Here is a 26,160-nt window from a genome sequence, read left to right on the forward strand (position 1 = left end):
TTATCGCTCCCCTCTGTTTGAAAAAGAACGATATCCACTTGGTGTAACCCCAACAATTCGCTTAAAAATGCGAGAAAAATACTTATGATCACTATAACCAACCTGTTGTGATATTTCATATAAATGCTGGTTTGTAGATTCCATCAATTCTTTTGCTTTTTCTATACGAAGATGTGTTAAATAATCAATAAAATTAACACCCATCTCCTGTTTAAAAACATAACTAAAGTAACTAGGATTCATTTGAATACTTGCAGCACAATCTTCTAACGAAAGATCTTGCTTATAGTATTCGTGTATATATTCCAGAGCAATCTGAACCTTACTTTCTTGATGAGTAGACTTTAACCAATCGATAGGCTGTGGGTTTTGTTGCGTTTTTTTCACACGGGAAAGCACCTCAAAAATTTCTTGTGGCTTTGTCGGTTTTAACAAATAATCGATGGCTGCTAACTTTAACGCAGCTTGCGCATACTCAAATTGACCATAGCCAGTCAAGATCACAACTTGCAGTGGATAAGTTTGCAGAGCATGTAGTAAATCCAAACCATCCATCATGGGCATACGGATATCTGTAAATACTAAATGCGGTCGCAACTGCTCAATTTGTTTTAACCCTTCTACTCCATTTTCCGCTTCTCCAACTACCTCCCATTCTTCATCAAGTTGTGGGATCAGTTTCGATAATCCTTTCCGAACTTTCGGTTCATCATCAATAACGAATGCTTGATACATTATCCTCACCTCGATCAATTTCAAGATATGGAATAGTAATCGTAATGTTCGTTCCTTTTCCCCATTCTGACTTTATCTCGACTCCATACTCAGTACCAAATTCAATCTGTAATCGATCATGGATATTGCGAATCCCTATGCCAACATTATTCCGTTGTTTTATCTGGAGCATTGTTTCAGGCCGTATCCCCTGACCATTGTCATTAATTTGAACAAACAGCTGTTTTTTTGATGAATCAGTAAAAGCTCGAATTTCAATCTTTCCCCCTCCCTCTCGATCTTCCATACCGTGAATAATCGCGTTTTCAATAAATGGTTGAAATAAAAGATGGGGTATAAGACAGGAAAGACAAAGCTCTTCTAACTCGATATTGACTTGAAACCGATCCTCAAAACGAGTCTTCTGGATATAAACATATTTTTGAACCCATTCTATTTCCTCTGCTAAGGACACCCATTTATTTCCTTGATTGATCGTATAACGCATAATATCGCCTAAAGAAGTTATCATTTGGCTAATTTCCCATTCATTATTTTCTATCGCCATCCAATTGGTCGTATCAAGCGTGTTATAAATAAAATGAGGGTTAAGTTGAGCTTGTAATGCTCTGAGCTCAGCCTCTTTTTCCTTTGATGAAATCGTTTGAACTTCAGTAACAAGTTGACGAATTCGCCCTCCTAATTGATTAAATGCTTCATGCAACTCACCAATTTCATCTTTTGAATTCGTTATTAACTGTTGTGGGAGATGAGTGGGATCAAATTTATTCATTGCTAACAATAATTTTCTAAGCGGTTGCGTAATAAAAAAAGCTAGCATCCACGCAAGTAATGAAAAAATGGAGATTATGATGAGGAGAATGATCAATGTATACTTTTTAATATCTTTGGTTTTATCCTCAATATCACCTGTGGGGATAAAGGAAAGATATTGCCATTGGTTATATTTGGATTGAATCATCCCCACACGATAAACAATCCCATTCAGTTTCTGATACGCAAAAGCTTGATTTTTTTTGGATAGCTTTTTGAAAGCTTCTAAATGAGCAATGTTTTCCCCAATGATGGATGTGTTACGGTGCCAAATGATATTACCCATTGGATCAACTAATAAGATAAAACCATTTTTACTTACTTCGATATCATTCATAATCTGATCAAACGCCTCTGTTCGAACATTGAATAAAATTGTGCCTAGTGGTTCAAGAGCATTCGAGATATTTTTGATTTGAAATCCGCCTAAAAAATAATAATTATTTTTTGAATGATAACGATTGGGCGGACTTCGATACGTTTTTATCCACACGATCTTCCCGTTGCTCTTTGTGATACTTTTTTGCCATTCGGGATGGTTCTTCCACTGATGTATAAAATAATTAGAACCTTTATAGTCCCAAAAAAATAATTGGTTAAATCGTGAAGGGAAAAGATAGATCGATTCAATCGATTCGTTATCACGAATAAATTTACGTAGAAAAAGATAGATCTCTTCATTTCCTTTCTTTATGTCTGTTTTATTCGCTTGGAGCTGACGTATAATTTCTTCATTTTGATAAATTGATTTGATTTGGGTCTCATAGTTTTGTAAAAGTAAATCGGTATTTTCTTTTACAAGTGTTACTGTTTGACTGGTGTCTTGATCAATTTGGTTTGACACATAACGTTGCGCGTTTACATTATAAAAAATACCGATGATAGTAATTGGTGCAAAAATAAAAAGAACAAGTATGATCGCCAACTTCTTTTGCAAATTCATCTGCTGGAAAAATAATGTACGCATCCTTATCCCTTCTTTAAAACACCAGTGATTTATGCAAACGCTTTCAACAAAGACCATTTGTATGCAAAGAATTGTTATCTATTATCCTAACTTTATCCGTTCTGTACAAGTATTTAAATTATACCAATCACTATATTTTATTTTCGATATTATTTGATCCCTAAGTAGTTGGCTTTATAGTATTCTCATTTCTCATTTAATTTGTTCATGGTATAGATATAAAGTAATATGTCATACTACAAAAAAGTGAGGAGTTGGATAGTGTGCAGCAAAAGCAAGAGGAAGACCATCGAAAACTAGCGGAAGTGAAAAAAAGAGAAGATCAACCGATTTCTCAAATGATATTAGAAGCACATGAGCAAATTGAATTGAAAACCAACGTATCAATAAACAAACATCAATATGATTTAGAAAAATCCGAAAACAATCAAGAATAGACATAAAGTATTTGTAAGAGGAGAAAACCATTTCCTCCTCTTTTACTTGATGCTCGCCTGCATTTCATATTCAAATTCGTTAGAATTTTACCCCTATATTCCAGAATATTCTACCTTTTATATCATCTCTCTGGATGTATTTTTATAATCCTGATAAAAATGGATATTGCCTAATCCGTTCAATCTCATCAATGTCCATTTGGATCTAGCAATTTCCTTATACTACCATGCAGTTTTTTCGAATTTGACTAGTATAGTCAAGTAAACAACATCAGCCAATAAATCTCAAATTGCGGAAATATTAACCAGTCATGCGAATAGATGAGTCATGTATCATAAACACAGGAAATATCTATCTCAATTAGAAAAATTAAGGAGATGAATCTATGCGCTTGCTGTTGTTAGTTATTACATTAATGTTTATTTTGCCGGCTAGTACATTTGCACAAAGCTGTTTCTCTACTCTTGAAAAATCAAATATTAACCTACATAGCATTGTTACAAAAATTGGACAAGCTTCTACGCAAAAAGTCCAGCCACAACCCTCTACACAACAAAATGATCAAATAAATCCTTCTTCATCAGAAAACAACCAATTAGCTCAATACGAAAAGGATGTTATTACTTTAGTTAATGAAGAAAGGAAAAAACAAGGGTTAAAGCCTTTGCAACTTCATGCCAAACTATCGGATCTTGCTCATAAAAAATCAGAGGACATGAAAACTAAAAGATACTTTAACCATCAATCTCCCACTTATGGTTCACCTTGTAATATGGTTTCAAATCATCAAATTTCCTATCGGAGTTGTGGAGAAAATATCGCTGCAGGTTATCAATCACCGAAAAAAGTAGTAGCTGGTTGGATGAATAGTAAGGGACATCGAGAAAATATTTTGAACCCCAATTTTACTCATATTGGCGTGGGATACGTTAAAGGCGGTAGTTATGGTACTTATTGGACACAATTATTTATCCAAGAATAAAATAAAAACTAACGATATATAATGTTTTATTCAAAACGACCCTTTAACGCAGACTATCGGCTTTTTCAAACAGATCAGAACCCGAAAAATTCACAGCAGTATGTTGGCGATCCCTCGCGGCATCGATTTTTCATCATTTAAAGGATCGTACATGGTCAATATGAATTTCCCTGAAAACAAAAAGCCTCAAACCCCCTATTTGTCAAGGTTTTGAGGCTTTCCAACAACAGAGGAGAATTAATATTTCTTCATAATACTTTGTTGTTGGTCAAAGTTTAATGGGTATCCAGCTAATTCATTGACGTGGTTTACTTGCCAGCTTTTGTTTGCATATTTTAGTCTCACTTCATAAAATTCATGCCCTTCAATAGTCAAACCTTCTGTTTTCATTTCATCAAAAGTAAGGCGAACCGGTATGATTAATTGATATCCTGGGTCCAACTTTGGAAGGCGCAAAATCTCAATTCCTTTTAAACGAACTCCAGCTATTGAATGGGAAGAAGCTACTCCTTTAATATGAGTCAATAGCGTTTTGTTTTGCTCAAAAATATTATAAGTTGTAAATTGAACTTGATTTATGTGCTCTACTGGTTGTTTATTAAATGCATGTTCTACTTCTTTAGAAAAATTTTCAATCGCTTGAACCATTGATCTTTCGATCTGTCCATTAATCAGTGGATTAATGCTTAATTCATAAGTACTCTGTGAATTTTTCTTTGAAACAATTACCTCATTTGACTTAGCATTTCCCCAAGGCAACTTGAGTTCACCATATACTTTTTGTTGTTGCTCAGTTATTGGATAGAATGATACACTTGCTGAATTGTTACTTCCTTCTGAAGTGAGTGATGTATTTTTTCCATTACTATATAAATGAACACCTGGGAATTTAGTATTAATTTCCACAGTATCACCGGTGATTTGTTCGTTTGATGAGACAGTCTGCTCGTTACCAGTTAGCAAATCAATCTCCCATTTTTTCTGAATAGATATACTGGCATAAGGAAATTGTGCTTTTCCTTCCGCATGATAGATACTCGGGAAGAAAGGGCCCACTTTTTGAGGCTTTTTTCTGCTTATATGTATTACTTTGTCTCCAATTTTCACAGTTGCGTCTTCATTTTCAACATTCAGCTGGATATATTTGGTTCGAGCTACTATATGATATGAAGTGCCAAACAGCGTTTTGTCTTTTTTTAGATAAAAATCTCCTTCTTGCTCCACTTCTTCTTTTGTTTTGTTAGCCAGTACTTGCGATTGATTATCCAATTGCTGTGTATAAAGAGCATATTGTGCGTACAAATGATCAATCAAATTAGATAAATAATTTGGATGATTTTTGCAGTAAATAATCAATTGCTTTAAATTTTCATCATTGACTTGCATTTGGTCATCTTCAACCTCAATCATTTCTTTTAACGATGGTATATCTTCCATTAAGATGGACTTTTCAAAGGATGAGATCATTTTTATTTGCTCTTCATCATCAGGTGATTTAAAAATAAAATATAAAATAACAGTAAGCAGTACCAATCCAATCACAATGAAAATTTTGATATTATCCCTTAGTTGCTGTTTAATAGAATGAAGATTCACTTCCAAGTTTATCACTCTCCCATAGCTAACTAGAGGTCTATACAGACCAGTCGGTATTTATTATACATTATTCATTTGATTTCCAATAGACTTTTTTAAATCTGAGGTGCCATCATGAACCAAAAGCAAAAATCATTAAGCACGATTTCAAAATTGATTGATACTGGATATCGCTTATTCGCTTTAAAAGGTTTCACCCAAACGAGCATAAATGATATCGTTCAAGAAGCTGGTTATTCGAAAGGTGCATTCTATGCACATTTTTCAAGTAAAGAAGAATTTCTGATTCAAGTAATCTCAGAAAGAGTACAAGGCTACTTTAAAAAATTAGAAAGCATTCTCTACAAGGAAGAACGAGAAATGGTTGAATTATTCGCAATTTATTCAGCGGAATTAGCAACACAAGCATATAAAGAATCGTTATCTGCAATCCTATTTGAGCTTGTTGTTACTACAAATCAATATCCTCATGCTAAAAAGATGTTAATCGACCTATTCGAAAACTGGCGAGCATCATTAGCTTATCTCTTGCAACAATTCCAGCAGAAAAAATTAATCAGAAACAAAATGGATGCCCGCATTCTTGCTAATACAGCTATTTCAGTATTTCATGGATTTCTATTGCAAAATTATCTCGATGAAAGAGTGGCTTATCTAGATTTTGTACCCGCCTTTTTACAATTAATTGATCCGATAGACTCCATATAAAATCAAGCATTTGTACCTTTTTTAAAAACATTTAACAAGATGACACCAACAATTATCAATAAAATACCTAACAACTGCGGCCACCGAAGAGACTCTTTCCACATAATAAAACCGATAATTGCTGTTAAAGCAGTACCCAACCCAGCCCAAATCGCATAAGTCATGCCTAGCGGAAAATGTTTAAGCGAAAGAGATAGAGAGTAAAAAGAAATCCCATATCCTAATATCACAAGTATGCTTGGAAGCATTTTAGAAAATCCTTCTGTTGCTTTTAAAGCTGTTGTTCCAACTAACTCACCAATAATCGCCAATGCTAAATAAACATATGCCATTGATTACCGCCTCCTATTCTTAGATATTCCCATTTACTCATATAGAATCATAAAAAACCATTCTTTTTTAAAAAAGAACGGTTTGCATAAAGTGGGTATTCTTTTAAATATTCTTCCGATTTATTTTAACCGAGCAATAACTAACCCATCTCCAATCGTGAGTAGCATTGTTTCTAAGCGTGAATCATTGGCGATTTTTTCATTAAATGATCGAATTCCTATAGTCGCTTCACTTTGATCATTTTCATCTAAAACTCGATAATCCCATAATGCATTATCAGCAATAATCAAAGCATTTGGCTGTGCGATTTTGATTACAGCATCCAAATAGTTAGTATAATTTTCTTTATCTGCATCGATAAAAATCAGATCAAAAGTTTCTTGCTCTTCCCTCAACTGTTGTAATGACTCTAATGCATGACCTACTCGTATATTGATTTGTGAACCCACTCCTGCTGTTTCCGCATTTGATTGAGCGAATTGAGCTAATTCTGGATCAATCTCAAGTGATGTTACACTTCCTACTCCATCTAATGCTTTAGCAAAATTTATTGTACTAAAACCACCCAGTGTACCAACCTCTAATATCTTCTTTGCTCCAGCTATTTTAACTAACAATCGTAATGTTTTGGCTACTTCTAATGAGATGGATTTAGGAGTAATATTTCGTTCCTGCAAAACCTTAGATATTGAGGTATGTAAAGCATCTTCTCCAATAAACAAACGCTCAACATATTCTTTTACATTCATCATATCCCTCCTTATTATTATTATGATATTACCAATAAACCGGCAAATATTCGAACAATTGCTCAATAAATCTGAATTTATATTTTGCTTTCATTATATCTCAGATAAAAGGATTTTTCTCAAAAATAGATCATGCAACAAAAAAAGCCAGATTGCAGGAGAAATCAATCATCTCCCTTACCTGGGCAACCCTTTAGCTCCATAGCCGAATCAAGCATTTCTTTATCTCATGACTATTAATATTTCTGGTTTTAAAGCTGCTATTGAACTGCAATCCGCGCCAACTGATTTATCCATATCATCTAATCCATCTCATGTAATGGTCATCACATTAAATGGAGCGGATTTTATCTAATTTAACGAAATAATGCTTTCCAAGTCTTTGGACCCACAATCCCATCAACCACTAAGCCTTTCCCTGATTTCGCCACATTTCCTTGTTCATCGTGCACTCTTTGCCAATCTTTAACATCTTGTTTAGTCTTGAGACCATAGATTCCATCAATTTGTTTTGACTGTAACCTTTTTTGTACTCGTTTCACATCTTCTCCTTGCAACATAGGAGATATAACCTTTAGCAATCGATGATAGTCTGCATTCTTATCATATATAGGCGGGCTTGAGTCTCTAGCCCCAACGCTCTTTATAAGCTCAACAAAGTGATCCCAACCTTCTCCCCGAATGTTGTGCGGACAATCTTTACCACTCCAATGATGATGCTGGACAACAGCAGAAATAGAAATATTATGTTTATTCATTAGATCATTTACCAACCATGCTGCATTTTCTTTCGCTTTGGTAAAATCTCCATCACTATTTACACATATCTCTACCCCTATGCTATAATGATTTCCTGTTCCATTTGACCCATCACCTGCATGCCAAGCTACTTCATCGTCAGGTACACTTTGATAGATACTGCTTTCATCAACAGTGTAGTGCCATGATGCTACTCGTTCGCTATTTCCATTATAAAGGAGGTTAGCATGGACAGAAGCTGTTGCTCCTTTATCTGTATTATCAGTCTCATGAATGGTAATATATTTAGGTGTCCTTTTTGTTCCAGGACGAATTCGCTTATATTTCATTGGGATTAACTTTTCAATGATATTCATAACCATCATCTCCTCTATTTTCCTAATTACCCATTATTAGCAGATTCGAATCTTCTAAATAATTATATTCTGACATGTGAATTTTGCTAATTACCTGAATGTTTTAGTTAACAAGTAGTAAATTGAGTCGCTCAATTGATAATTACTTCCATTTATGGGAGGGAAATAATGAATATCCAAACAGAACTTTATGATCAATATCAAATGCGTTGTCCAAAAGTAGGAAAACATATATTAGCCACATTTGATGAACAATCAATCTGGGTTTATCAAGCATATAATGAGTCAATCGGAAATTTCGCTGTTCAGCTTGAAATAAGCAATTAAAAACTCATATTGGTATCGATGAATAAATAACTAGCTTTTTTAGTCTATTTATTTATATAAAATTGGAGGAATGAAACATCATGAAACAAAATCAAAATTCCTTTCACACACTCACATTCTATCAATTAATTACACAATCACTCACATACTATCGTCGCACTTTTTTTCTCCTATTTATCATTAGTTTGCTTTTTACATTGCCTAGCTACTTATTAGAAATCACTTTATTAGATACGCAAAATCCACCTCTTGATTACTCCATAAGTCAAATCTGGATTGCTTTAAGTTTTTTACTATTTGATATGTTGCTCACCTTTCCTCTTCTATCTTTACTCTGCACTGGCAATGTTCTTAAAGAAACAATCTCTACTCTCTCATCAAACTGGTTTCGAAAAAGCTGGTCACATATATTGTTCTTAAATTTTTTAACACTGATTGTGTTTATTCCAAGTTTCAGTTTATTTTTTCTTTACTTGATAATGTATCAAGCGTTATTACAGTTGCTCACATTCTTAATCGGTTTTTTGTTACTAATCCCAACAATTTATCTTCTTATTCGGTGGACATTCATCTTTCAAGTATCGATCGATGATCCCTCAAAAAATTATCAACAAATTTTTGCACATAGTTGGAAATTGACCTCTAAAAATGTACTAGCAATATTTATCCTAGTTGTATTTGCTATGATTATCTTGTTACTCCCTAGCATACTTTTTGATGAAATAGCATCTCAATTCCAGCAATGGAAACAGATATTTTTACTCCTAAGCTATTTTGTAGATGCTTTGTGTAATCCAATCTTGTCCATTTTTATATCGCTTCTATATTTAAAATATAAAAATATCTATTATCAATCAGAAAAACTAACATCCTAATAAGCAAAAGAGTTGTTCTCAATCTACTTTAAGAACAACTCTTTTATAGCAATGAACTTGACTTCTGCGTTAAAACAAAAATAAAGGTCAGTAAGTATACAATTCCTATTTCTAACCAACTTAATCTTACTATTATCGTCAAAGGATCCATACCCCAACTACATATCCAATTAATGATCAAACCAATTTCTTCAAATGGCAACTTCTTTTGGCAAGTTTTTTGTGGAGCGACTACTTGGCAAATCTCTAACGATACTCAAAGTAGTAGCATCATGAATATTCATCTAATACTCATCTTCTAAAAAGGGATAATACAATAGCCTTCTAGACCAATATTTAGGTAACAATTCAGATAAGAATATGTCTTTGAAATCAAACGGAAGAATAATATACTATATTTAATTAGATACATTATCAATCTATTGACAGATTAATTCGTTCAAAATAAGTTGTCGTGATAAGAGGGGATATTATGAAAAAACCTGAACATCATTCTAAATACTGGAAGATGAGCGAGCAAGTGAATGCTGATCATAGCACGCAAAACCAAAAAATTTTTGTCCATATTTCAGTTGGGAAATATTTACGTGCTTTTAAAAATCAACCAGATAAAATTGATGAAACTCTTCAGAAAGCCTCTAATAACTTAGATCAACTAGCCGCAAACGGACTGATTGACGAAAGCACAGCAACCCATATCAAATCATTTTTGCACAAAAAATCAATTGAACGGAAATCAGCAAATAATAGATAGATTTTTATCAATTCATATTCCTAATATTCCATTCAGCTTTTATCATTATTGGGTTAGGTTATTAGAACCATTAGTTTGAAAATACGAATTATTCCAATATTTATGCATATACAAAATCCTTAGTATATGAAATGAAAAGCTTTATAAGTAACTATTCATCTAAGAGAGGCATAATTCATATGAAGAACAAAGTACTTTTAGCCATTTCTAAAATTACAAATTACCATCATCTTAATCGTTCCGCACAGTTGATAATTTTACTACATTTTTTTTTCTGTTTTGCTGAAGGGATTTCAAGTATTTTTGTGAGTATATATATTTGGGAAATCCAACACAATTTGTTTGATATTGCTTCCTTTTATCTTTATCAATCTATTACATTTTTCCTATGTGTTCCTATTGTTGGTAAGTTATTGAAGCATCAATCTTCTACATTTAGCATTGGAATTGGGGCTTTACTGTTAGCGATTTTTTATCTATTATTACTCCAAAATCATTCAGCTCATTACATAGCACTGATGGGTTTATTACAAGGCTCTGGTTATATTTTTTATTGGACAGGTTTTCATTACTTATCAGTTTCTCTCACTAAAACTTCTGAACGTAGCTTATTTAATAGTTACAATGAAATTTCAGGGGCACTTTCTAGTCTTATCTCACCAGCAATCGCAGGAGGATTCATTGTTTTGATGCCAGGAAAGATCGGATATATCTACATTTTCTCTACTTCGCTTTTGCTCTATTTAACCACTACAATCCTTTCCATCTTTACTAAGATTCCACCTTCTTCTACAAAACATTTTGCTCTCCCTTTGATCTTAAAAATTTCACTAAATCCAAATAAAAAATGGTTTTGGGGTATGCAAATGATTTTTATTCATGGTTTTTGCGAAGGAATATTTCTATTTTTACCAAGTGTTATTTACTTTTTATATTTCCATAACGAATGGAATTTAGGATTACTAACCAGTATGCTAGCTTGTTTAGCTCTTTTAAGTAACTTTCTTGTTGGGAGATTTCTTCCAAACGCTAATCGCAATCATGCAATTTTCTGGGGAGTTTTTATACATAGCTTGTTAACACTTTCTTTTGCTATCTATCCCACTTGGATTACTGTATTACTATTTGGCTTAGGCATTTCACTTGCTAAACCGTGGTATAATGTACCGCAACTTACCATTGTGTTTGATTTTATCCATCAACAACCAGCAAAAAAAGAACATTATATTGAGTATTTAGCAGCACGTGAAATTTCCCTTGGTTTGGGACGTATGGTTAGTTTTGTTCTTCTCATAGCACTTATTACGCAATTTCACAAAGCAGAAGAATCTCTATCATGGTATGCTTTGATATTAACTTTTGGATTACCTTATTTTTGGATCACAGCTCTCAAATTTAGCCGCAATCAAAAAAAGATATTTCTATAGATTCGACGAAACAAACTAACCAGATGGAATGATCACTGCCTATATAGTGGAACTCAATAAATTTATAGTAGAAACGCACTGAGTGGTAGATCCAACGGCAACACGCGCCAACGTACCTACCACTCAATTCTTGTTCACTAACTCAGTTGCCGCTTGAGCCTTCATCGAGTAGTAGGTTCACCGCGTTTTACTATCCTCTATTTTGTAAAATCCAAACGATTGTTCACAAGCACCAGGACCTTCTTTTTGTACAAGGGTGGTTAACCTTTCTTCCGGCTTTTCAGTTGGATTGTTGGTATACACGTGGACACCGTCAATCCTTTGTATCTGAAGTGGGTTTGCTGGGAAAACATGAGTGTCAAAGTGTCCGCTCATTCCATCTAAGATGCCAGTATGAATATTAATAGATTCTTTTCCATCGGTCTCTAAAGAATAGTTAATAATCGGATTTTCTTTACTTGGTCTAATTCCTGCATTTATCGCTTTATCTACACAATAAAAATGTGCGACCATTTGCCTTGGCTTTTCTTTTTTTGGCATATTGTAAATCAATTTCCAACATTCAGCTGACCCTAACCGCGAAGCTTGTTGTTGCAATGATATAATCTCTGATTTATCTCCTATAAAATGAACGCTTCTTCCATCGGGTTCACGAAAACGTATATTAGGATTCGTCTGTGATTTTTCATGATCCTCTTGCCAAATAACCCCTTCAGCCATCATCGATTCATTCATTTCATTTGGTTTCACTTGATTCAAGCTATTTTGAGCAAGATATATTTGGCCAGAATCACTTTGCGTTATAGAACGAATGAATGTAGAACCATCTTGTTTATTAACAAGATTGTCATTTACTTTTGTGTCCTCTGTTTTGCAATCATAAGTGACTGCACTTTATCTGATGGATGTGTTGTATCTTGAAGAATGGTTTGTGTTTCCTTTGGTTTTTCTAGGTTGTTGTAAGTTACGACCAAATGTATATCCTCCTGCTAATCCCAAAGTTATACCAGTAGCTAACATGAGGGCGCCTACCTAAATCATCTTATTTTGTCTCCATAAAGCAAACTGTGCTAAAATTTCGTTTTTTGGGGTGCTGGTTTTCATAGAATCAGCCATATTTCCCTCCTTTTGGTTTTTTATTTGGTTTAAAATAATTATAAGGTAGTATCTATTAGAATGGAATATGATTGATTCAAATAAACATGGCATGTATATTTTTCGGTTAGTAAATATATTTCTTCGTTTTCATCCGCTGACTAAGAGATTAAAAAGCTGCTTCTAACCCTATCTTCATAATGTTTATATCTTACCTATTGGAAAATCTAGTAGCGTTCACTGCCTGACGAACACCAGCCGCCAAGTCAGCAGGATTACCCGATCCTTGAAAATGAAGATATAGAATCCTCGGTTTCTCAAAAATCCAATGATTATGAAGAGCACTTACTAATAAGCCTGCTTGACGTACTCGATCGATCACAGGATTTACTTCATCCTGAAGTAACGCAAATTCAGCTGTTAAATAAGCTATATGATTTATTTCGGCAATATCTGCTGATAACATTAATGAAAGCATCTCTCCAGGAAGTTTTACTCCTTTTTGTAGAACTGTTAAGTCCTCACGATGAATGCTAATTTGACAAACCCCTTTACTCTCTTTAACAGGTAGACCAGAGGCTTCTTTCACTATTTTGCATAAACTTTTGTTAGCGTTTAATTTTATATCTTGCTGATTAGATGTTACCCGCATCTGAGCTGGTAATGGTGATGATACAACATTTTGCGGTAACCGATAAAAATAATGATGAGGCCAACCATAATATGTATAAAAGTTCTGTCTCCAGCTTTCCAAGTTCCAATCGTACATACACAGATCACCCCAGGAATATTTCTCAAGATCAATTTATGTGCATCAACAAAGATGTGTGATAACAAAATAGAGCGTATTGCTTATTTCTTCGGGCAGTCTAATGAATTAGTTATACATAAAAAAGGTACTGCTTAGTACCTTTTAACCAATGAAGGAATGACCCTTACATCTGCATACAACTAGAATAAATATCCTTTGTAGCTATTCTTCAATTTTCTCTATCAATTTTACTTTTCTTAAAGAGAACATTGCAATAATAGACAACACAAAACTAATAATCGACAAAACTGTTCGTACAAGGTGCCAGCGATTCCATGCATCAGCATAACTTGTTCTCATCGCTCCAATTTGATGAATAGATGAAGATTTAATGGAAAAACCTGCTAATTGATCGTTTAAAGGAACATTCAAAGCAGTAGTTACTCCAAACACGCCCACAATATAAAGAATCGATGCCGTGATCAACCATTTAAAAGTATGTTTAGATTGCTTCTTATACATAAAGGCAGCAACAGGTAAAAAAACGACGGCTCCGATAAAACTAATAAAAAAGATTGGATTTAAAATTGCAGTATTAATGGCCTGCATAGCATGAATATACTCAATATCTGATAATTGATAAAACCCTGGGTTAACAGAAACAGCAAACCCATAAAAAAGACCAGAGACTAGTCCAGTCATTGTCACTGCCAACGTTAATATTATTTTATTTAATATTAGAAAACACCCTCTCTAATTCAGCTTATAAAACGATTAATACAACATAACAATAATTACAGTGTTGAAACAGAACAGGCTAAATATAACATTAGAGAATTAATTTATATATGAGTATATCTTTCTTTTATATCTATATGCAAACAATCATCTTAACCTCCCATTCATGGAAATGCCAATCAGCCTGAATATAAATTTAATTGACTCGATTAGTGACAAATTCATGACACCCTTGTATACTATACGTAACACAACGTTCACAAAACATTTGAATTCCTGACATATAATATCCGAGATCACAGAAAGGGGCGAGGGCATGAGTATATTTATGATCTATCTGTTTGTAGCCACCGCGACACCATTATTTTTATGGATTGAAAAAAGAAAGATAGCTTTATGGCATCTACCCTTTCTAGTTTTAATGTGGGTTTATTTTATCTTATATATTAGCGATCAGTTAGGTTCAGTTGGTCAATTTATCTTTTTCACTCTCTTTATTGGAAATGTTATCTTTGCCCATATTGCCGCTTTTTTGCTATATGCTTCACCACTCTTAGCAAGCAGAAATCATAAAACACAACCATAACACAAGCGGGATGTTCTGAAAGATATCAGAACATCCCGCTCTCCTCTTTTCCATGATCATTACTAAAGATTTTAATGTGCTGCATGTCCTGCTGACATAACCCAAATCGAACCCGCAACGATCGTAATGGCGATAAAAGCTGCATACAGCATCGTTCCTGTCTGTATCTTGCTATTTCTCTCTGTGATGTGCATAAACATGAGCAGTTGCAAAACAGCTTGGAGAATAGCTAGCACAATGATTATTGCAAAGATAATACTTAATGAAAATCCTGATGAAAAAGTTATCCATAGTGCCATGAGCGTAAGCACAACTGATAATAGATATCCAACAAAATGCTTCCACGGAAAACGATTGTCTACCAAAGACGAATTTTGTTTTTGATTATCCATGGTGCATCACCATCCCTATTAAGTACACACCTGTAAATATGAAAATCCAAACCACATCTAAAAAATGCCAATACAAGCTAGAAATAAACACCTTGCTTGTTGTCGTCGGTGTCAATCCACGTTGTTTTAACTGAATCATGATCAATATGATCCAGCCAAGACCTAATGTCACATGAAGACCATGTGTACCTGTTAGAACAAAGAATGCTGACCAATAAGCACTTGTTGATAAAGTTACACCTTCATGTGTGTACTCAATAAATTCTTTGATTTCAAATCCTAAAAAACCAGCCCCCAATAAAAGAGTTACGACCAGCCAAATAATAACCCCTTTTAAATTGGAACGTCTCATTTCATGTATAGCTAATCCACATGTAAAACTACTCGTCAATAGTAGAAATGTCATGATTAACACACTCGGAACCTGAAAGAGCTCACTTGATACAGGACCGTTAGCTGTTCGGTGCATAAGCACAAAATAGGTGGCAAATAATGTGGAGAACAGAGCAACTTCTGCTCCTAAAAAAACCCAGAATCCAAGAATATTTAACCTACCTTGTCCAGACTGATACTCTAAGTGCGCATTTGTATTCGTGTGTTGTTGATATCCGTGATCCAATTTTATACCTCCTTATATACGGATTCTGTTTTTTGAATCTCTTCAACATTTACATAGTAACCATCATCATAATCAAAGGAGCGAAGAACCATACAGATCAACGTACCGATGGCGCCAAGAATTGCAATCGCCCACCATTCAAAAACAAGACCAAAACCACTGATAAAAAGGAAAGCCGACATGACAAACGGTCGCCCTGAATAGCTTGGCATATGAATCGGCTTATACTCTACATTCTCAGTCTCTTTCTCTTGCTTGCTTCTCCAGAACCCATCTAAACCTGTTACTTCAGGGATTTTTGCAAAATTGTAATGTGGAGGAATCGCCGATGTGGTTGACCATTCCAGTGTTCGCCCATCCCATGCATCTCCTGTTTGCTCACGTTTTGCATAGCGAAAACTATAATAAACGTTATACACGAGAAGAATAAAACCAATTCCCATCATAAAAGCACCAATTGTAGCTACTATATTTAACTCTGTCCAACCATCGGATGCATTGTAAGTATAAATTCGGCGCGGCATCCCATCTAAACCGAGAATATACATAGGAAAGAAGCAAATATTAAAGCCAATTGTGAAGATCCAGAAACACCATTTCCCGATCCTTTCATTAAGCTTGTAACCGACCATTTTTGGATACCAAAAATGCAAACCAGCAAAACAACCAAAGACTGTCCCTGCAATCAAGACATAATGAAAGTGGGAAATTAAGAAATACGTATTATGATACTGATAATCGGCTGCGCCCATTGCTAACATAACCCCTGTCACGCCTCCGATAACAAAGTTCACAATAAACCCAAGCGACCAAAGCATCGGCGTAGTAACACTAATCTTTCCTTTATACATCGTAAACAGCCAATTAAATATTTTAACCCCTGTTGGAATCCCAATAGCCATTGTCGTTATTGAAAAAAAGGAATTAACAGCTGCTCCCGATCCCATTGTAAAGAAATGATGAACCCACACAACAAAACTAAGCCCGGCAATGACAAGCATCGAATAGACCATCGCTTTGTATCCGAACAGTGTTTTCCGAGAAAACGTGCTGATAATTTCGGAGAACATACCAAACGCTGGCAAGATCACAATATATACTTCTGGATGACCCCAAAGCCAGAATAAATTTGCCCACAACATATCCATTCCTCCACTGGCTAAGGTAAAGAAGTGGCTGCCGAATAGGCGATCAAAGGTCATTAATGCTAAAGCAACGGTTAAAATCGGGAAAGCAAATATAATAATCACGCAAGTAATCAAAGTAGACCAAGTAAACATTGGCATTCGTAGTAAGGTCATGCCTTTAGCGCGCATTTTTAAAATCGTAACCAAAAAGTTAATCCCCGTGAGCAAGGTTCCAATTCCGGATATTTGTAGTCCGAGTAGATAATAGTTTTGTCCAGGCCCTGGGCTTAATTCATTACCAGCTAGTGGCATATAGCTCGTCCAACCAGCAGACGGGGAGCCACCAATCACAAAGGAAATGTTAAACAAACAAGCACCGAAAAAGAAGGTCCAAAAACTGACTGCATTTAAATATGGATAAGCGACATCCCGAGCCCCAATTTGCAATGGGATTACGACATTAATTAACCCGATTAAAAAGGGCATCGCCATAAAAAGAATCATAATTGTTCCATGAGTGGTAAAAATCTCATTGTAGTGTTGGGCATCTAAAAAATGCGCATTTGGCACAGCAAGTTGCGTCCTCATCATTAAAGCATCGACGCCCCCGCGGAACAGCATCAAAATAGCGAAAAGGATATACATGATTCCTATTTTTTTATGGTCAACCGTTGTCAGCCACTCATTCCACAACCATTTCCATTTCTTCAAATAAGTCAGTACAAAAATAATTCCCAATCCTGTTAAGAGAATGGATATACCTGCCCCGACAATCAATGGTTCATCTGTTATAAAGAACTGATCCCACTTCATTATTCCATTCCCCCTTTTTCATGCATATGGTGTTCTTTATGAGGTTTTTTCTCTGAAGATATGGAGGGTTTTTCCAACTTATTTCGCACTTTTAATGCATACTCTGAATCCTTCGCATGATCAACCCAATCTAAATGCGTGGATGAAAAACTCATAACCTTTGCCAAACCTTCCTGCATCAGTTGATCATATTGAGCTTTCGTTAGCTTTGGTGCTTTGATCTGCGTTTTTTTGACCCACTGTTGAAACCCAACTTCGGTCAATACTTCTGTCTTAAATTTTTGCTGAGCAAAATCTTTTCCTGTAAAATTCGAGTTTCGACCTTCAAACACTCCGATATGATCCGCTTGCAAATAAAGCTCTGTTTGCATACCCGCCATCGCATACTTTTGTCCACCCAATGAAGGAATCCAAAAAGAGGACATCGCATCAGCTGAGGTTAACTTAAACAAAACTGGTCGATCTTCGGGCATTGTCAGGTAATTAACGGTTTCAATATGTTGTTCAGGGTAACTAAAAATCCATTTCCAATTGACTGAGGTTACATGAATCACCAAAGGTTTTTTATGAGCTGTTTCTGTTGGTGGCTTTTCCAAAGAATAGATCGTCTTCACTGTTGGAACAGCTAGAGCAATCACAATCAAGATAGGAATGAAAGTCCATACTATCTCCAACCATTTACTCCCTTCATGGTGAGAAGCATATCCTTTATGACCTTCACGATTACGATATTTCAACAGAATCCATATAAATAATATGTAAACTACAGCAATAATCAGCAGCATAAATACTATTGACCAAAGAATTAAATCTTTTTGTTGTTCCGCTACAGGACCTTGGGGATCAAGTACTGTTAATTGACTACATCCCCCTATTAAAAAGGTAAACAGTATAAATCCCATAGTGATCAACATTCGGGAATGTTTAAGCATTGATTTCACCTTCTCAGCTATATCGAAATAATATCCTATAATTTCTTCATCACTATAATAAGGGTTCAGAAGAACAGTTTGTAACGTGTTAAAAGGTGTTCATCAAATGCTTATAAGTTCATCACAAATTATTCTTAAAAACGGAACATAATCTCCATTGTTTTTAAAGATTCAAGTATAAAAGTCGCCATTGAATTTATTCATTAAAAGAGGTTATCAAAAAAACCGACTCTAATGGAGTCGGTTCGATGTTTTATGAGCATACAGGTAGAGAAATAATTGTAATATCAATAGTAAACACTATTCGCCCGATTCAACTATAAATCTGCTACTTGAACCAGAGATTTACCTATTTTTTGACCATTAAACAGTTTCCCATATGCTTCCAAAGTGTTTTCTAATCCTTGTGTTACATCAAATCTCATCTTCAATTTTCCAGCTTCATACCAAGATTTTAGGATTCGATTAACATCAGGACCTCGATGATAAAAGTCAGGCGAGAAAAAGCCAGTAAATTGCAAACGTTTCATCAATATTTGGTCAAATTTATAAGGCCCAGGAACAGGAGTCTCTTTGTCATAATGAACGAGCAGACCACAAACTGCCACTCGACCAAATAATGCCATATTTTCTAAAGCAGCATCCAAAATAGTGCCACCAACATTATCAAAATAAACATTGATCCCCTCAGGACACAACTCACGTAAACGCATAGCCACATCTTCTTGACGGTGATCTATTGTAGCGTCAAAGCCTAACTCCTCTTTCAACCATGCCTCTTTTTGTGTTGAACCTGTGATACCAATCACACGGCAGCCAAGCTGTGCAGCAACCTGTCCTGCTAAAGCACCTGTAACACCAGAAGCAGCCGATACGACAAACGTATCACCTGGCTTAGTTTGACCATATTCAACTACACCCAAATAAGCTGTCCAGCCATTTGGACCAAACACTGCCAAATGCTGGAGCAAATCATCTAATTGCCAGCTAACTCGCTCTACATACGTTTCATCGGGTCGAGAGATTGAAAAGTCAGACCATTGACCATATGCTCGAACCAAATCACCAGAACGAAAATCGGGATGTCGGGACTCTACTACTCTCCCTAGTACCATGCCAATGATAGGAGAATGAAGCGGGGTAGGAGGGGAATAAGAATCTTCACGCGGACTCATCCACATGCGGGTACCTGCATCAAGGGAAAAATAGGCATTCTGAATTAACACATCACCATCAACAAGAGTTTCTAACTCGTGTTCTACAAGCTCTAGCGCAGATGCAAAATCATTGCCAACAGGCCGTCTAGCTAACTTCCAATAACGATTCAATTTTGCCATGTTTGATCGCCTCGTCTTAGATTGTTTTTGTAGTATGTAGTCTACTGATCTTATAATTATTTTTAGCCTTTTGGGTCAATCGATAATATGTTTTTATGTTTATTTTAATTAATTGCTTGTCAATATAGCATTAATCAAAATGCTCTGTCAAGGTAAAACCGACTAAGTCAATGTCATGCGTCCTATCAGAGTGGTTGCTCTAAAAGCTAATTCCTTTTCTGGTGATCTTGTATTCCGCTTTTAAGCAACTTAACCCATAGTTACCTTGACCAACGTATAATGATACAATTATATTATTGAAATTAAAAATTTTTTCTGTATGATTAATTAGACAATGTTTCTACTGGGTAATGGAGGTTCATCACCCTGATCCAAGATCCTTAATATGAATGCATCTAGTAGTTACTAGAACCTAAGAGATAAAGTTGGCTTTGGTTAAGGCTCTGAAGCGATTTTCCCGAATACACAGAGTCATTGAATCGATGCAGATAGCTGCTGTCCCTGTTAGTTCATAAACTGCCCAGCAGGACGAGTAGCTTGTCGGAAAGCAGGATGCACTTGCTGCTGGTACAATAATTAAAGGATACGAGCAGTCTGAAAAAACCTAAGAATTACCAGCTAAAAGAATGCTGGTGAGATCTAAAACCTCAGTGACCACGAACCCCACTGTGGTCATCTAATGCAAAGTAACGGAATATTACCAATTTATAAATTTCAGATTCTATCCTATTCGAGTGCCACAGAAACGAATAAACTTTACACCTCATTGGATCAGGTAACTAGAATCATTTGGCCAATTTCCTTCTCATAACCACTCCTCTATCAAAAGATCAATTCTTGAAGTATTTGTGATTCCACTACTTTTGTTCCTTTTTCTAAACTATTTTTGCTGAATATATCAAATGTATTCGCCTGTTTCAGTTTTTAGGAATATTGATGTCACCTCTAATTTAATGTTATTTATCGGTTTGCTTCAGATTGAGTTAAAATATAATCGACAAGATAAATGTTACATAAGGAGCCTAATTTACAATGACAATATCATTATTGATACTATTTTCTTTCTTATTAGGCATTATTATTTTGCTTATAGGATTTGTAACAAAAAAGAAGTTTGTAATCATTACAAGCCTTCCGTTATTACTTTTCTCAATTGCAACAGCTATTGTTATTTTTTTATCGCTTAAACACATGTAATCTGTTAAATCATTCTGACTGCAGATTGATCAAGATCCATTGGATATATTGAATAGTCATTTTACCATTTCTATTACACACAAACAGCTTTCCAATCAACATCATGAACTGAATCAATAAACTCGTCGTTGTCTGGAAATTTACCAGACAACTTTCTTTTGATAAGCGAAGGAATTCTGTCAATATCGAGAATAGATTTCCTGTAATTTGGGAAATGCTTTTTTTATATTTCACTTGAACCTTACGTAACGTAATGCCTTATAGTAAAAACACGTAAGAGAAACTTATATTACATAAAAGGAGCTGATGTATGGAGCTACAATGGAAAGTCGGCGAACTCGCAAGACTAACAGGTTTAACAATTCGGACTTTGCGCTATTACGATCAGATTGGTTTATTTTCACCTTCAGATTATACGGAAGCTGGACACCGACTTTATAACCAAGCAGATCTCTCACGATTACAACAGATTTTATCATTAAAAGAATTGGGCCTATCTCTTGAAGAAATAAGATCAGCATTGTCAGGAACCTTTTATGATCCGTCACGCGTCATTTCCTTACAAATTGCTCGTCTTAAAGAGAGTATTCAATTGCAACAGACAATGTTACAAGAGTTGGAACATGTGTGGAAAATGATGCAACAGAACAGACCATTAACATTAGATGACTTTATACGGTTATTAGACGTGATGAAAAAGAAAAATGAGAAGTATTTTATTAGCTGGGAACACAGTCTAGATATGCTAGGTGACTATCTTAGCGAAAAATCAACTGAAGATTAAAGGAGGACTATAGAATGACAAAACGATTTGTCAAACATGATAAATTTGTAATCGAACGAGAATATCAAGCAACACCAAAACGGGTTTTTCATGCTTGGTCAGATTTGGAACAGAAGGCACATTGGTTTCCGAAAGCAGAGAAATTCGAGTTTGCTGTTGGTGGTCGTGAATGGAATCAAGGAGGTCCTTCAGGAGGTCCAACGTTTACGTATGATGCTTACTATCAAGAAATTGTTCAAGATCAGCGAATTGTCTATACGTACACGTTAGATATGGATCAGGTTCGTATCTCGGCTTCTGTTGTAACAGTTGAACTAAGTCCAAGCGATAAAGGTACGCGATTGATTTTCACGGAACAAGTTGCTATGTTTGATGGTCATGATCGTGTCGAATACCGTCAGCAAGGAACTAAAGAGGCTTTGGACAAGCTAGAGGTTTTTTTTCAAACGGATACTGAGGTGAAAGAATGAACCAAATAGAAAAAAAGGCAGGTATGCGAGAATGGTTGGGACTGACGATTCTCGCTCTTCCTGCTCTGCTCACGTCGATCGATGTTTCGGTCATGATTCTCGCCCTCCCACATATCACAACACAATTGGGAGCCGATAGTGTTGAACAACTCTGGATTATGGATATCTATGGTTTTCTACTCGCTGGATTTTTGATTACGATGGGGACAATCAGTGAACGAATAGGGCTTCGTAAGCTATTGTTAATCGGCGGAACCACATTTGGTTTTGCTTCGTTACTGGCAGCTTTTTCACAAAGCGTAGAGATGTTAATTGTAGCTCGGGCGATCTTGGGAATTGCAGGTGCTACATTGTTTCCTACTACATTTGCTCTGGTAAGTCATCTATTCCAAGATCAAAAACAGCGTTCTTTTGCACTTGGGATCTATATGACCTTTTTAATGGGAGGAATGGCATTAGGACCACTTGTAGGCGGAGCAATACTAGAATACTACTGGTGGGGAGCCATTTTCTTACCCGCTGTTCCTGTCATGGTCCTCCTTCTGATAACAGCCCCTTTTTTATTGCCTGAAGTGCGTAACCCAAAAGCAAGACAAATTGACTTACTTAGTGTGCTCCTATCATTAGTCACTATTTTGCCAGTAATCTATGGATTAAAAGAAATCGCAAAAGATGGCTTTCAGCCTGGTTCTATCATTGCTGTTATCGTTGGAATTGTACTTGGTACACTGTTTATAAGAAGACAGAAACAATTAACTAATCCATTATTAGATTTGCGTCTATTTTCAAATATAGGTTTCCGAGTTTCTTTAGGGGGAATGTTTGGTATCACGCTTACTGGTGCATTTATGTTATTTATATCGCAATATTTACAATATGTACAAAATTTATCGCCACTTCAAGCAGGACTATGGACACTTCCGAGCGTAATTGCTTCGATGTTAGGATCATTTTTCGCGCCATTGATCGCTCGCCGGATCAGACCTGCTTACCTTATCGCCTTTGGGATGATTATTTCAATTACAGGTATGTTCTTCGTACTCCAATTAACCGTAACTTCTGGACTCGCAATTGTTGTGATCGCATACATTCTATTTAATTTAGGAGCATCACCCTTACCAAGTCTCTCGTCTGGACTCATTGCCAATTCTGTTCCTCCCGAAAAAGCTGGCGCTGCAGGTTCCTTGTTACAAACTAGCGGCGAATTGGCTTTTGCTGTAGGCATTGCTACGATCGGAAGTTTAGGTACTGCTGTTTATCGTCACCAAATCACTCATTCTATACCTACTCACTTACCTCCAAAAGAAACTCAATCTATTCAAGAAAGCATTGCTGGTGCTGTGAACGTTGCCGAACGTTTTCCAAACTCTATCGGTTCAGACTTTTTAAATCATGCTTACCATGCTTTTATCAATGGAATGATCACTGTCTCGCTTATCTGTGGGCTTATCTATCTGATCGTTGCATTTATTTTTTTAAATTATATGCGTCATATTCCTCCAATTGGAACATCGCAAGATTCAAAGAATCAGCCTACAACAGTACCCCATAACATAGATAAAGTAAATGAAATTCAGATCTGAGGGGAATGTTAAGCAATTTTGCACCAATCTCTCTAAAAATTAGACAACGACTTGAGATACATATGTAACTCAAGTCGTTCAGATGTTCAGATGAAATATCTGGATTCAGACGATTGACAATATTAATGTCGGAACTATTCTTTCATCATTAACAATCCTATTCATCATACCAAGGGATTGAGGTCTAGAATTAATTTAACTACCGTTCGCATATTAGGTCTCATTCGCTCAGTATCATTAGCCTCTATGTTCTTTCTACCTTTTGAGACCCTAAAAGGAACAAGATTCGAATCTACATTCTTGATACTTGGCCTATGCATAGCGCTAGTCCCACTAGGCGTCAAAGTATTGTTCGACGGCCCATTGCCATCACGCAAAGCAATAATCTGGTCCATAGCATTCGTAGTGGGGGAAATTGTATTTATAGTTCTATCTATTCTCTTTCCGGAAATTATGCGTCATTAATGAATTGCGTCCAGTTAATATATCGACCATAGAGCCGTAAATCAGCGAGCATAATGAAAGACGAGATACATTACATTTCCCGTCTGTGTCTGCCTTATATAGTTCAACCCGTCATCCTTTTATCCATGTTGCTTTAACCATAGTATTAGAAATTTATGTATTTAATATGTTACATCTATCCATCTACTGATCACTGCTTTTAGTTGCGCGCTCTTTGCTTCGACATCTTGTATATCGGTAAATTTTATCGTAGCTCGATCATTAGTTACCCACTCCATAAGTCCCTGCACATCTTCAAAATAAGGCTTCAAGTTTACGCTTTCTTTTGCTTTGGATCCTCGATGAAGTACAAGTCTAAAAAAACCGTTACCATGAAGGTTGAATGTTACTCTATCGTCATTATGATAACAGAAACTTGGAGCATTCCATTTCACATGTTCGGAAATCTCCATATCAATACCTAAAATAATTCTACGAACTTCCCTGATTTCTCTTTTTAATGGATGTTCAAGTTTCTGAAGGTATTCTTCGACCTGTTGTTGACCAGAAAGTTTCGCCATTTTTTTTCCTCCTGTTTGACATGGACTTCTCCTTTTGATTAAAGGAACTCCATCATAATATGTTCGTTTTGTCCTTACCTACCGTTTGATCGGTTATGTATTAAAACATCAAAATTGACCCCTCGTTTCTCAAAAAGGAATATCGACAGAAAAATGGGAATTTACAACACGATGACTATGTTCATGACGACCCCCTATTTTTAACGATAGGTCTTAAAGAATGTAAAGAAACCATTTTCTCCAAATTAAAATGGTATTCTCATAATAAATTTAATATGTTCCTAGCCTAAAGGTGACATATGGGACAATAATTTTCATTAAAACTACCTGTCCGTTTTTAATATGGTTCCTCTTCTATTAAAGGGCCTATTCTTGTTTCATAAATGCCCCACCCAAAGAATAGGACAGGGTTAACATAAAGTTGTTCTAATTGTTGATAAAAACACTTCACCAAGTTCTTAAAACTTTACATCTGCAATATCTTGAATCAGATTGCCGCATGTATCGTCGAAAACAGCTATTGTGACTTCACCCATTTCTGTCGACTTCATAGTAAACTTCACGCCTTTTTCCACTAATCGTTCATACTCTTTATGAATATTTGAAACACCAAACATAGTTGCTGGCACGCCATCAACAAATAGTTACTGTTGATACTCTTTGGCAACCGGATGGTCATTCGGTTCAAGTAAGAGCTCAGTTCCGCCTTGATCATCAGGAGAAAACAAGGGTTATCCACCTATATTCTCCAGAAGGAACATCATGTTTTTATAAACCCTATCTTTTCTGAATAAAACACCAATACCTTGTCTTAGTCTTGTACGAATATACTGGTAACAACAATTTTCATTCTGTTGTTGACTCCCTTTATATTTATGATGTATAGCTACAG

At 35.6% G+C, this 26,160-nt stretch carries 27 protein-coding genes and 1 pseudogene; 11 read left to right on the forward strand and 17 right to left on the reverse strand.

The features are described 5' to 3' along the window. Together BUB71_RS01515 and BUB71_RS01520 are read right to left on the reverse strand one after the other, a co-directional pair. On the reverse strand, nt 1-735 hold the full coding sequence (locus BUB71_RS01515; protein WP_073150853.1) for a response regulator transcription factor: 735 nt from the start codon (nt 733-735) through the stop codon (nt 1-3). Beyond that, complete coding sequence (locus tag BUB71_RS01520; RefSeq protein WP_073150856.1) at nt 713-2,515, reverse strand: cache domain-containing sensor histidine kinase; 1,803 nt, start codon at nt 2,513-2,515, stop codon at nt 713-715. Before BUB71_RS01520 ends, BUB71_RS01515 begins: the two co-directional genes overlap by 23 nt. A gap of 263 nt (nt 2,516-2,778) precedes the next feature. Between BUB71_RS01520 and BUB71_RS19340 the strand changes: the two genes are divergently transcribed. Both BUB71_RS19340 and BUB71_RS01525 read left to right on the forward strand, forming a co-directional pair. After that, the gene (locus BUB71_RS19340; protein WP_175552245.1) at nt 2,779-2,952 is read left to right on the forward strand and encodes a hypothetical protein; all 174 of its coding nucleotides are present in this window, start codon (nt 2,779-2,781) and stop codon (nt 2,950-2,952) included. A 386-nt stretch (nt 2,953-3,338) separates the two neighbouring features. After that, nucleotides 3,339-3,935 (forward strand): CAP domain-containing protein, encoded by a 597-nt coding sequence (locus tag BUB71_RS01525; RefSeq protein ID WP_073150860.1) that lies wholly within the window; start codon nt 3,339-3,341, stop codon nt 3,933-3,935. A gap of 237 nt (nt 3,936-4,172) precedes the next feature. Here BUB71_RS01525 and BUB71_RS01530 read toward each other — a convergent pair whose 3' ends face one another. Beyond that, a complete protein-coding gene (locus BUB71_RS01530) occupies nt 4,173-5,531 on the reverse strand; it encodes a TcaA 3rd/4th domain-containing protein (RefSeq protein WP_422785127.1) in 1,359 nt (452 codons plus the stop codon). A 114-nt stretch (nt 5,532-5,645) separates the two neighbouring features. Here BUB71_RS01530 and BUB71_RS01535 point away from each other — a divergent pair, with 114 nt between their 5' ends. Next, nucleotides 5,646-6,239, forward strand: a complete 594-nt coding sequence (locus BUB71_RS01535; RefSeq protein WP_073150867.1) for a TetR/AcrR family transcriptional regulator — start codon at nt 5,646-5,648, stop codon at nt 6,237-6,239. A 2-nt stretch (nt 6,240-6,241) separates the two neighbouring features. Here BUB71_RS01535 and BUB71_RS01540 read toward each other — a convergent pair whose 3' ends face one another. The 3 genes from BUB71_RS01540 to BUB71_RS01550 form a co-directional block, all read right to left on the reverse strand. After that, entirely contained in the window at nt 6,242-6,571 is a 330-nt protein-coding gene (locus BUB71_RS01540; protein WP_073150872.1) for a DMT family transporter, read from the reverse strand. 120 nt (nt 6,572-6,691) lie between these two features. Further along, nucleotides 6,692-7,324, reverse strand: a complete 633-nt coding sequence (locus tag BUB71_RS01545) for an O-methyltransferase (protein ID WP_073150875.1) — start codon at nt 7,322-7,324, stop codon at nt 6,692-6,694. Nucleotides 7,325-7,677: 353 nt separating this feature from the next. After that, complete coding sequence (locus BUB71_RS01550; RefSeq protein WP_175552246.1) at nt 7,678-8,436, reverse strand: peptidoglycan recognition protein family protein; 759 nt, start codon at nt 8,434-8,436, stop codon at nt 7,678-7,680. A gap of 168 nt (nt 8,437-8,604) precedes the next feature. On the opposite strand from BUB71_RS01550, the gene BUB71_RS19010 reads away from it, so the two are divergent. The 4 genes from BUB71_RS19010 to BUB71_RS01565 all read left to right on the forward strand — a co-directional run bounded on the left by BUB71_RS19010 (nt 8,605) and on the right by BUB71_RS01565 (nt 11,819). Beyond that, nucleotides 8,605-8,763 (forward strand): DUF4291 family protein, encoded by a 159-nt coding sequence (locus BUB71_RS19010; protein WP_139278949.1) that lies wholly within the window; start codon nt 8,605-8,607, stop codon nt 8,761-8,763. An 80-nt stretch (nt 8,764-8,843) separates the two neighbouring features. Next, entirely contained in the window at nt 8,844-9,638 is a 795-nt protein-coding gene (locus BUB71_RS01555) for a hypothetical protein (protein WP_073150883.1), read from the forward strand. 472 nt (nt 9,639-10,110) lie between these two features. Beyond that, nucleotides 10,111-10,392, forward strand: a complete 282-nt coding sequence (locus BUB71_RS01560; RefSeq protein ID WP_073150888.1) for a hypothetical protein — start codon at nt 10,111-10,113, stop codon at nt 10,390-10,392. Between the two features lie 179 nt (nt 10,393-10,571). Next, nucleotides 10,572-11,819: an MFS transporter gene (locus BUB71_RS01565; RefSeq protein ID WP_073150892.1), complete on the forward strand. Its 1,248-nt coding sequence runs from the start codon at nt 10,572-10,574 to the stop codon at nt 11,817-11,819. Between the two features lie 177 nt (nt 11,820-11,996). Here BUB71_RS01565 and BUB71_RS01570 read toward each other — a convergent pair whose 3' ends face one another. The 4 genes from BUB71_RS01570 to BUB71_RS01580 all read right to left on the reverse strand — a co-directional run bounded on the left by BUB71_RS01570 (nt 11,997) and on the right by BUB71_RS01580 (nt 14,367). Next, nucleotides 11,997-12,569, reverse strand: coding sequence for a hypothetical protein (locus BUB71_RS01570; RefSeq protein WP_139278950.1), 573 nt, complete (start codon nt 12,567-12,569; stop codon nt 11,997-11,999). A 101-nt stretch (nt 12,570-12,670) separates the two neighbouring features. Beyond that, nucleotides 12,671-12,793 (reverse strand): hypothetical protein, encoded by a 123-nt coding sequence (locus BUB71_RS20155; RefSeq protein ID WP_281248155.1) that lies wholly within the window; start codon nt 12,791-12,793, stop codon nt 12,671-12,673. 332 nt (nt 12,794-13,125) lie between these two features. Then, a complete protein-coding gene (locus tag BUB71_RS01575; protein WP_084730916.1) occupies nt 13,126-13,683 on the reverse strand; it encodes a DUF1259 domain-containing protein in 558 nt (185 codons plus the stop codon). Between the two features lie 204 nt (nt 13,684-13,887). Beyond that, on the reverse strand, nt 13,888-14,367 hold the full coding sequence (locus tag BUB71_RS01580) for an anthrone oxygenase family protein (protein WP_073152661.1): 480 nt from the start codon (nt 14,365-14,367) through the stop codon (nt 13,888-13,890). 352 nt (nt 14,368-14,719) lie between these two features. On the opposite strand from BUB71_RS01580, the gene BUB71_RS01585 reads away from it, so the two are divergent. Further along, a complete protein-coding gene (locus BUB71_RS01585) occupies nt 14,720-14,989 on the forward strand; it encodes a spore morphogenesis/germination protein YwcE (RefSeq protein ID WP_073150901.1) in 270 nt (89 codons plus the stop codon). Nucleotides 14,990-15,060: 71 nt separating this feature from the next. Here the strand turns inward: BUB71_RS01585 and qoxD are convergent, their stop codons facing one another. From qoxD to BUB71_RS01610, 5 genes are all read right to left on the reverse strand, one after another. Beyond that, nucleotides 15,061-15,381: a cytochrome aa3 quinol oxidase subunit IV gene (qoxD, locus tag BUB71_RS01590; RefSeq protein WP_073150905.1), complete on the reverse strand. Its 321-nt coding sequence runs from the start codon at nt 15,379-15,381 to the stop codon at nt 15,061-15,063. Continuing rightward, nucleotides 15,374-16,000 (reverse strand): cytochrome aa3 quinol oxidase subunit III, encoded by a 627-nt coding sequence (gene qoxC, locus BUB71_RS01595; protein WP_073150910.1) that lies wholly within the window; start codon nt 15,998-16,000, stop codon nt 15,374-15,376. The genes qoxD and qoxC overlap by 8 nt, the downstream gene beginning before the upstream one ends. Nucleotides 16,001-16,002: 2 nt before the next feature. After that, on the reverse strand, nt 16,003-17,940 hold the full coding sequence (gene qoxB, locus BUB71_RS01600) for a cytochrome aa3 quinol oxidase subunit I (protein WP_073150913.1): 1,938 nt from the start codon (nt 17,938-17,940) through the stop codon (nt 16,003-16,005). Continuing rightward, complete coding sequence (qoxA, locus tag BUB71_RS01605) at nt 17,940-18,872, reverse strand: cytochrome aa3 quinol oxidase subunit II (RefSeq protein ID WP_073150918.1); 933 nt, start codon at nt 18,870-18,872, stop codon at nt 17,940-17,942. Before qoxA ends, qoxB begins: the two co-directional genes overlap by 1 nt. 317 nt (nt 18,873-19,189) lie before the next feature. Then, nucleotides 19,190-20,209 carry an NADP-dependent oxidoreductase gene (locus BUB71_RS01610; protein WP_073150921.1) on the reverse strand — a complete coding sequence of 340 codons (1,020 nt, stop codon included), beginning with the start codon at nt 20,207-20,209 and terminating at the stop codon, nt 19,190-19,192. A 1,507-nt stretch (nt 20,210-21,716) separates the two neighbouring features. Between BUB71_RS01610 and BUB71_RS01615 the strand changes: the two genes are divergently transcribed. Genes BUB71_RS01615 through BUB71_RS01625 form a run of 3 tightly spaced genes read left to right on the forward strand, consistent with a single transcriptional unit; the run spans nt 21,717 to nt 24,243 of the window. Continuing rightward, nucleotides 21,717-22,190, forward strand: coding sequence for a MerR family transcriptional regulator (locus BUB71_RS01615; RefSeq protein ID WP_073150925.1), 474 nt, complete (start codon nt 21,717-21,719; stop codon nt 22,188-22,190). Nucleotides 22,191-22,204: 14 nt separating this feature from the next. Then, nucleotides 22,205-22,660, forward strand: a complete 456-nt coding sequence (locus BUB71_RS01620; protein WP_073150929.1) for an SRPBCC family protein — start codon at nt 22,205-22,207, stop codon at nt 22,658-22,660. Further along, nucleotides 22,657-24,243: an MFS transporter gene (locus tag BUB71_RS01625; protein ID WP_073150932.1), complete on the forward strand. Its 1,587-nt coding sequence runs from the start codon at nt 22,657-22,659 to the stop codon at nt 24,241-24,243. The genes BUB71_RS01620 and BUB71_RS01625 overlap by 4 nt, the downstream gene beginning before the upstream one ends. Before the next feature lie 626 nt (nt 24,244-24,869). Here the strand turns inward: BUB71_RS01625 and BUB71_RS01635 are convergent. Continuing rightward, complete coding sequence (locus BUB71_RS01635) at nt 24,870-25,268, reverse strand: DUF1801 domain-containing protein (protein ID WP_073150937.1); 399 nt, start codon at nt 25,266-25,268, stop codon at nt 24,870-24,872. Between the two features lie 458 nt (nt 25,269-25,726). Beyond that, nucleotides 25,727-26,070 (reverse strand): annotated as a pseudogene (locus tag BUB71_RS01640) (VOC family protein). Nucleotides 26,071-26,160: the final 90 nt, after the last annotated feature.

It is taken from the genome of Seinonella peptonophila, from assembly GCF_900129355.1.
Taxonomy (GTDB): Bacteria; Bacillota; Bacilli; order Thermoactinomycetales; family Thermoactinomycetaceae; genus Seinonella; species Seinonella peptonophila.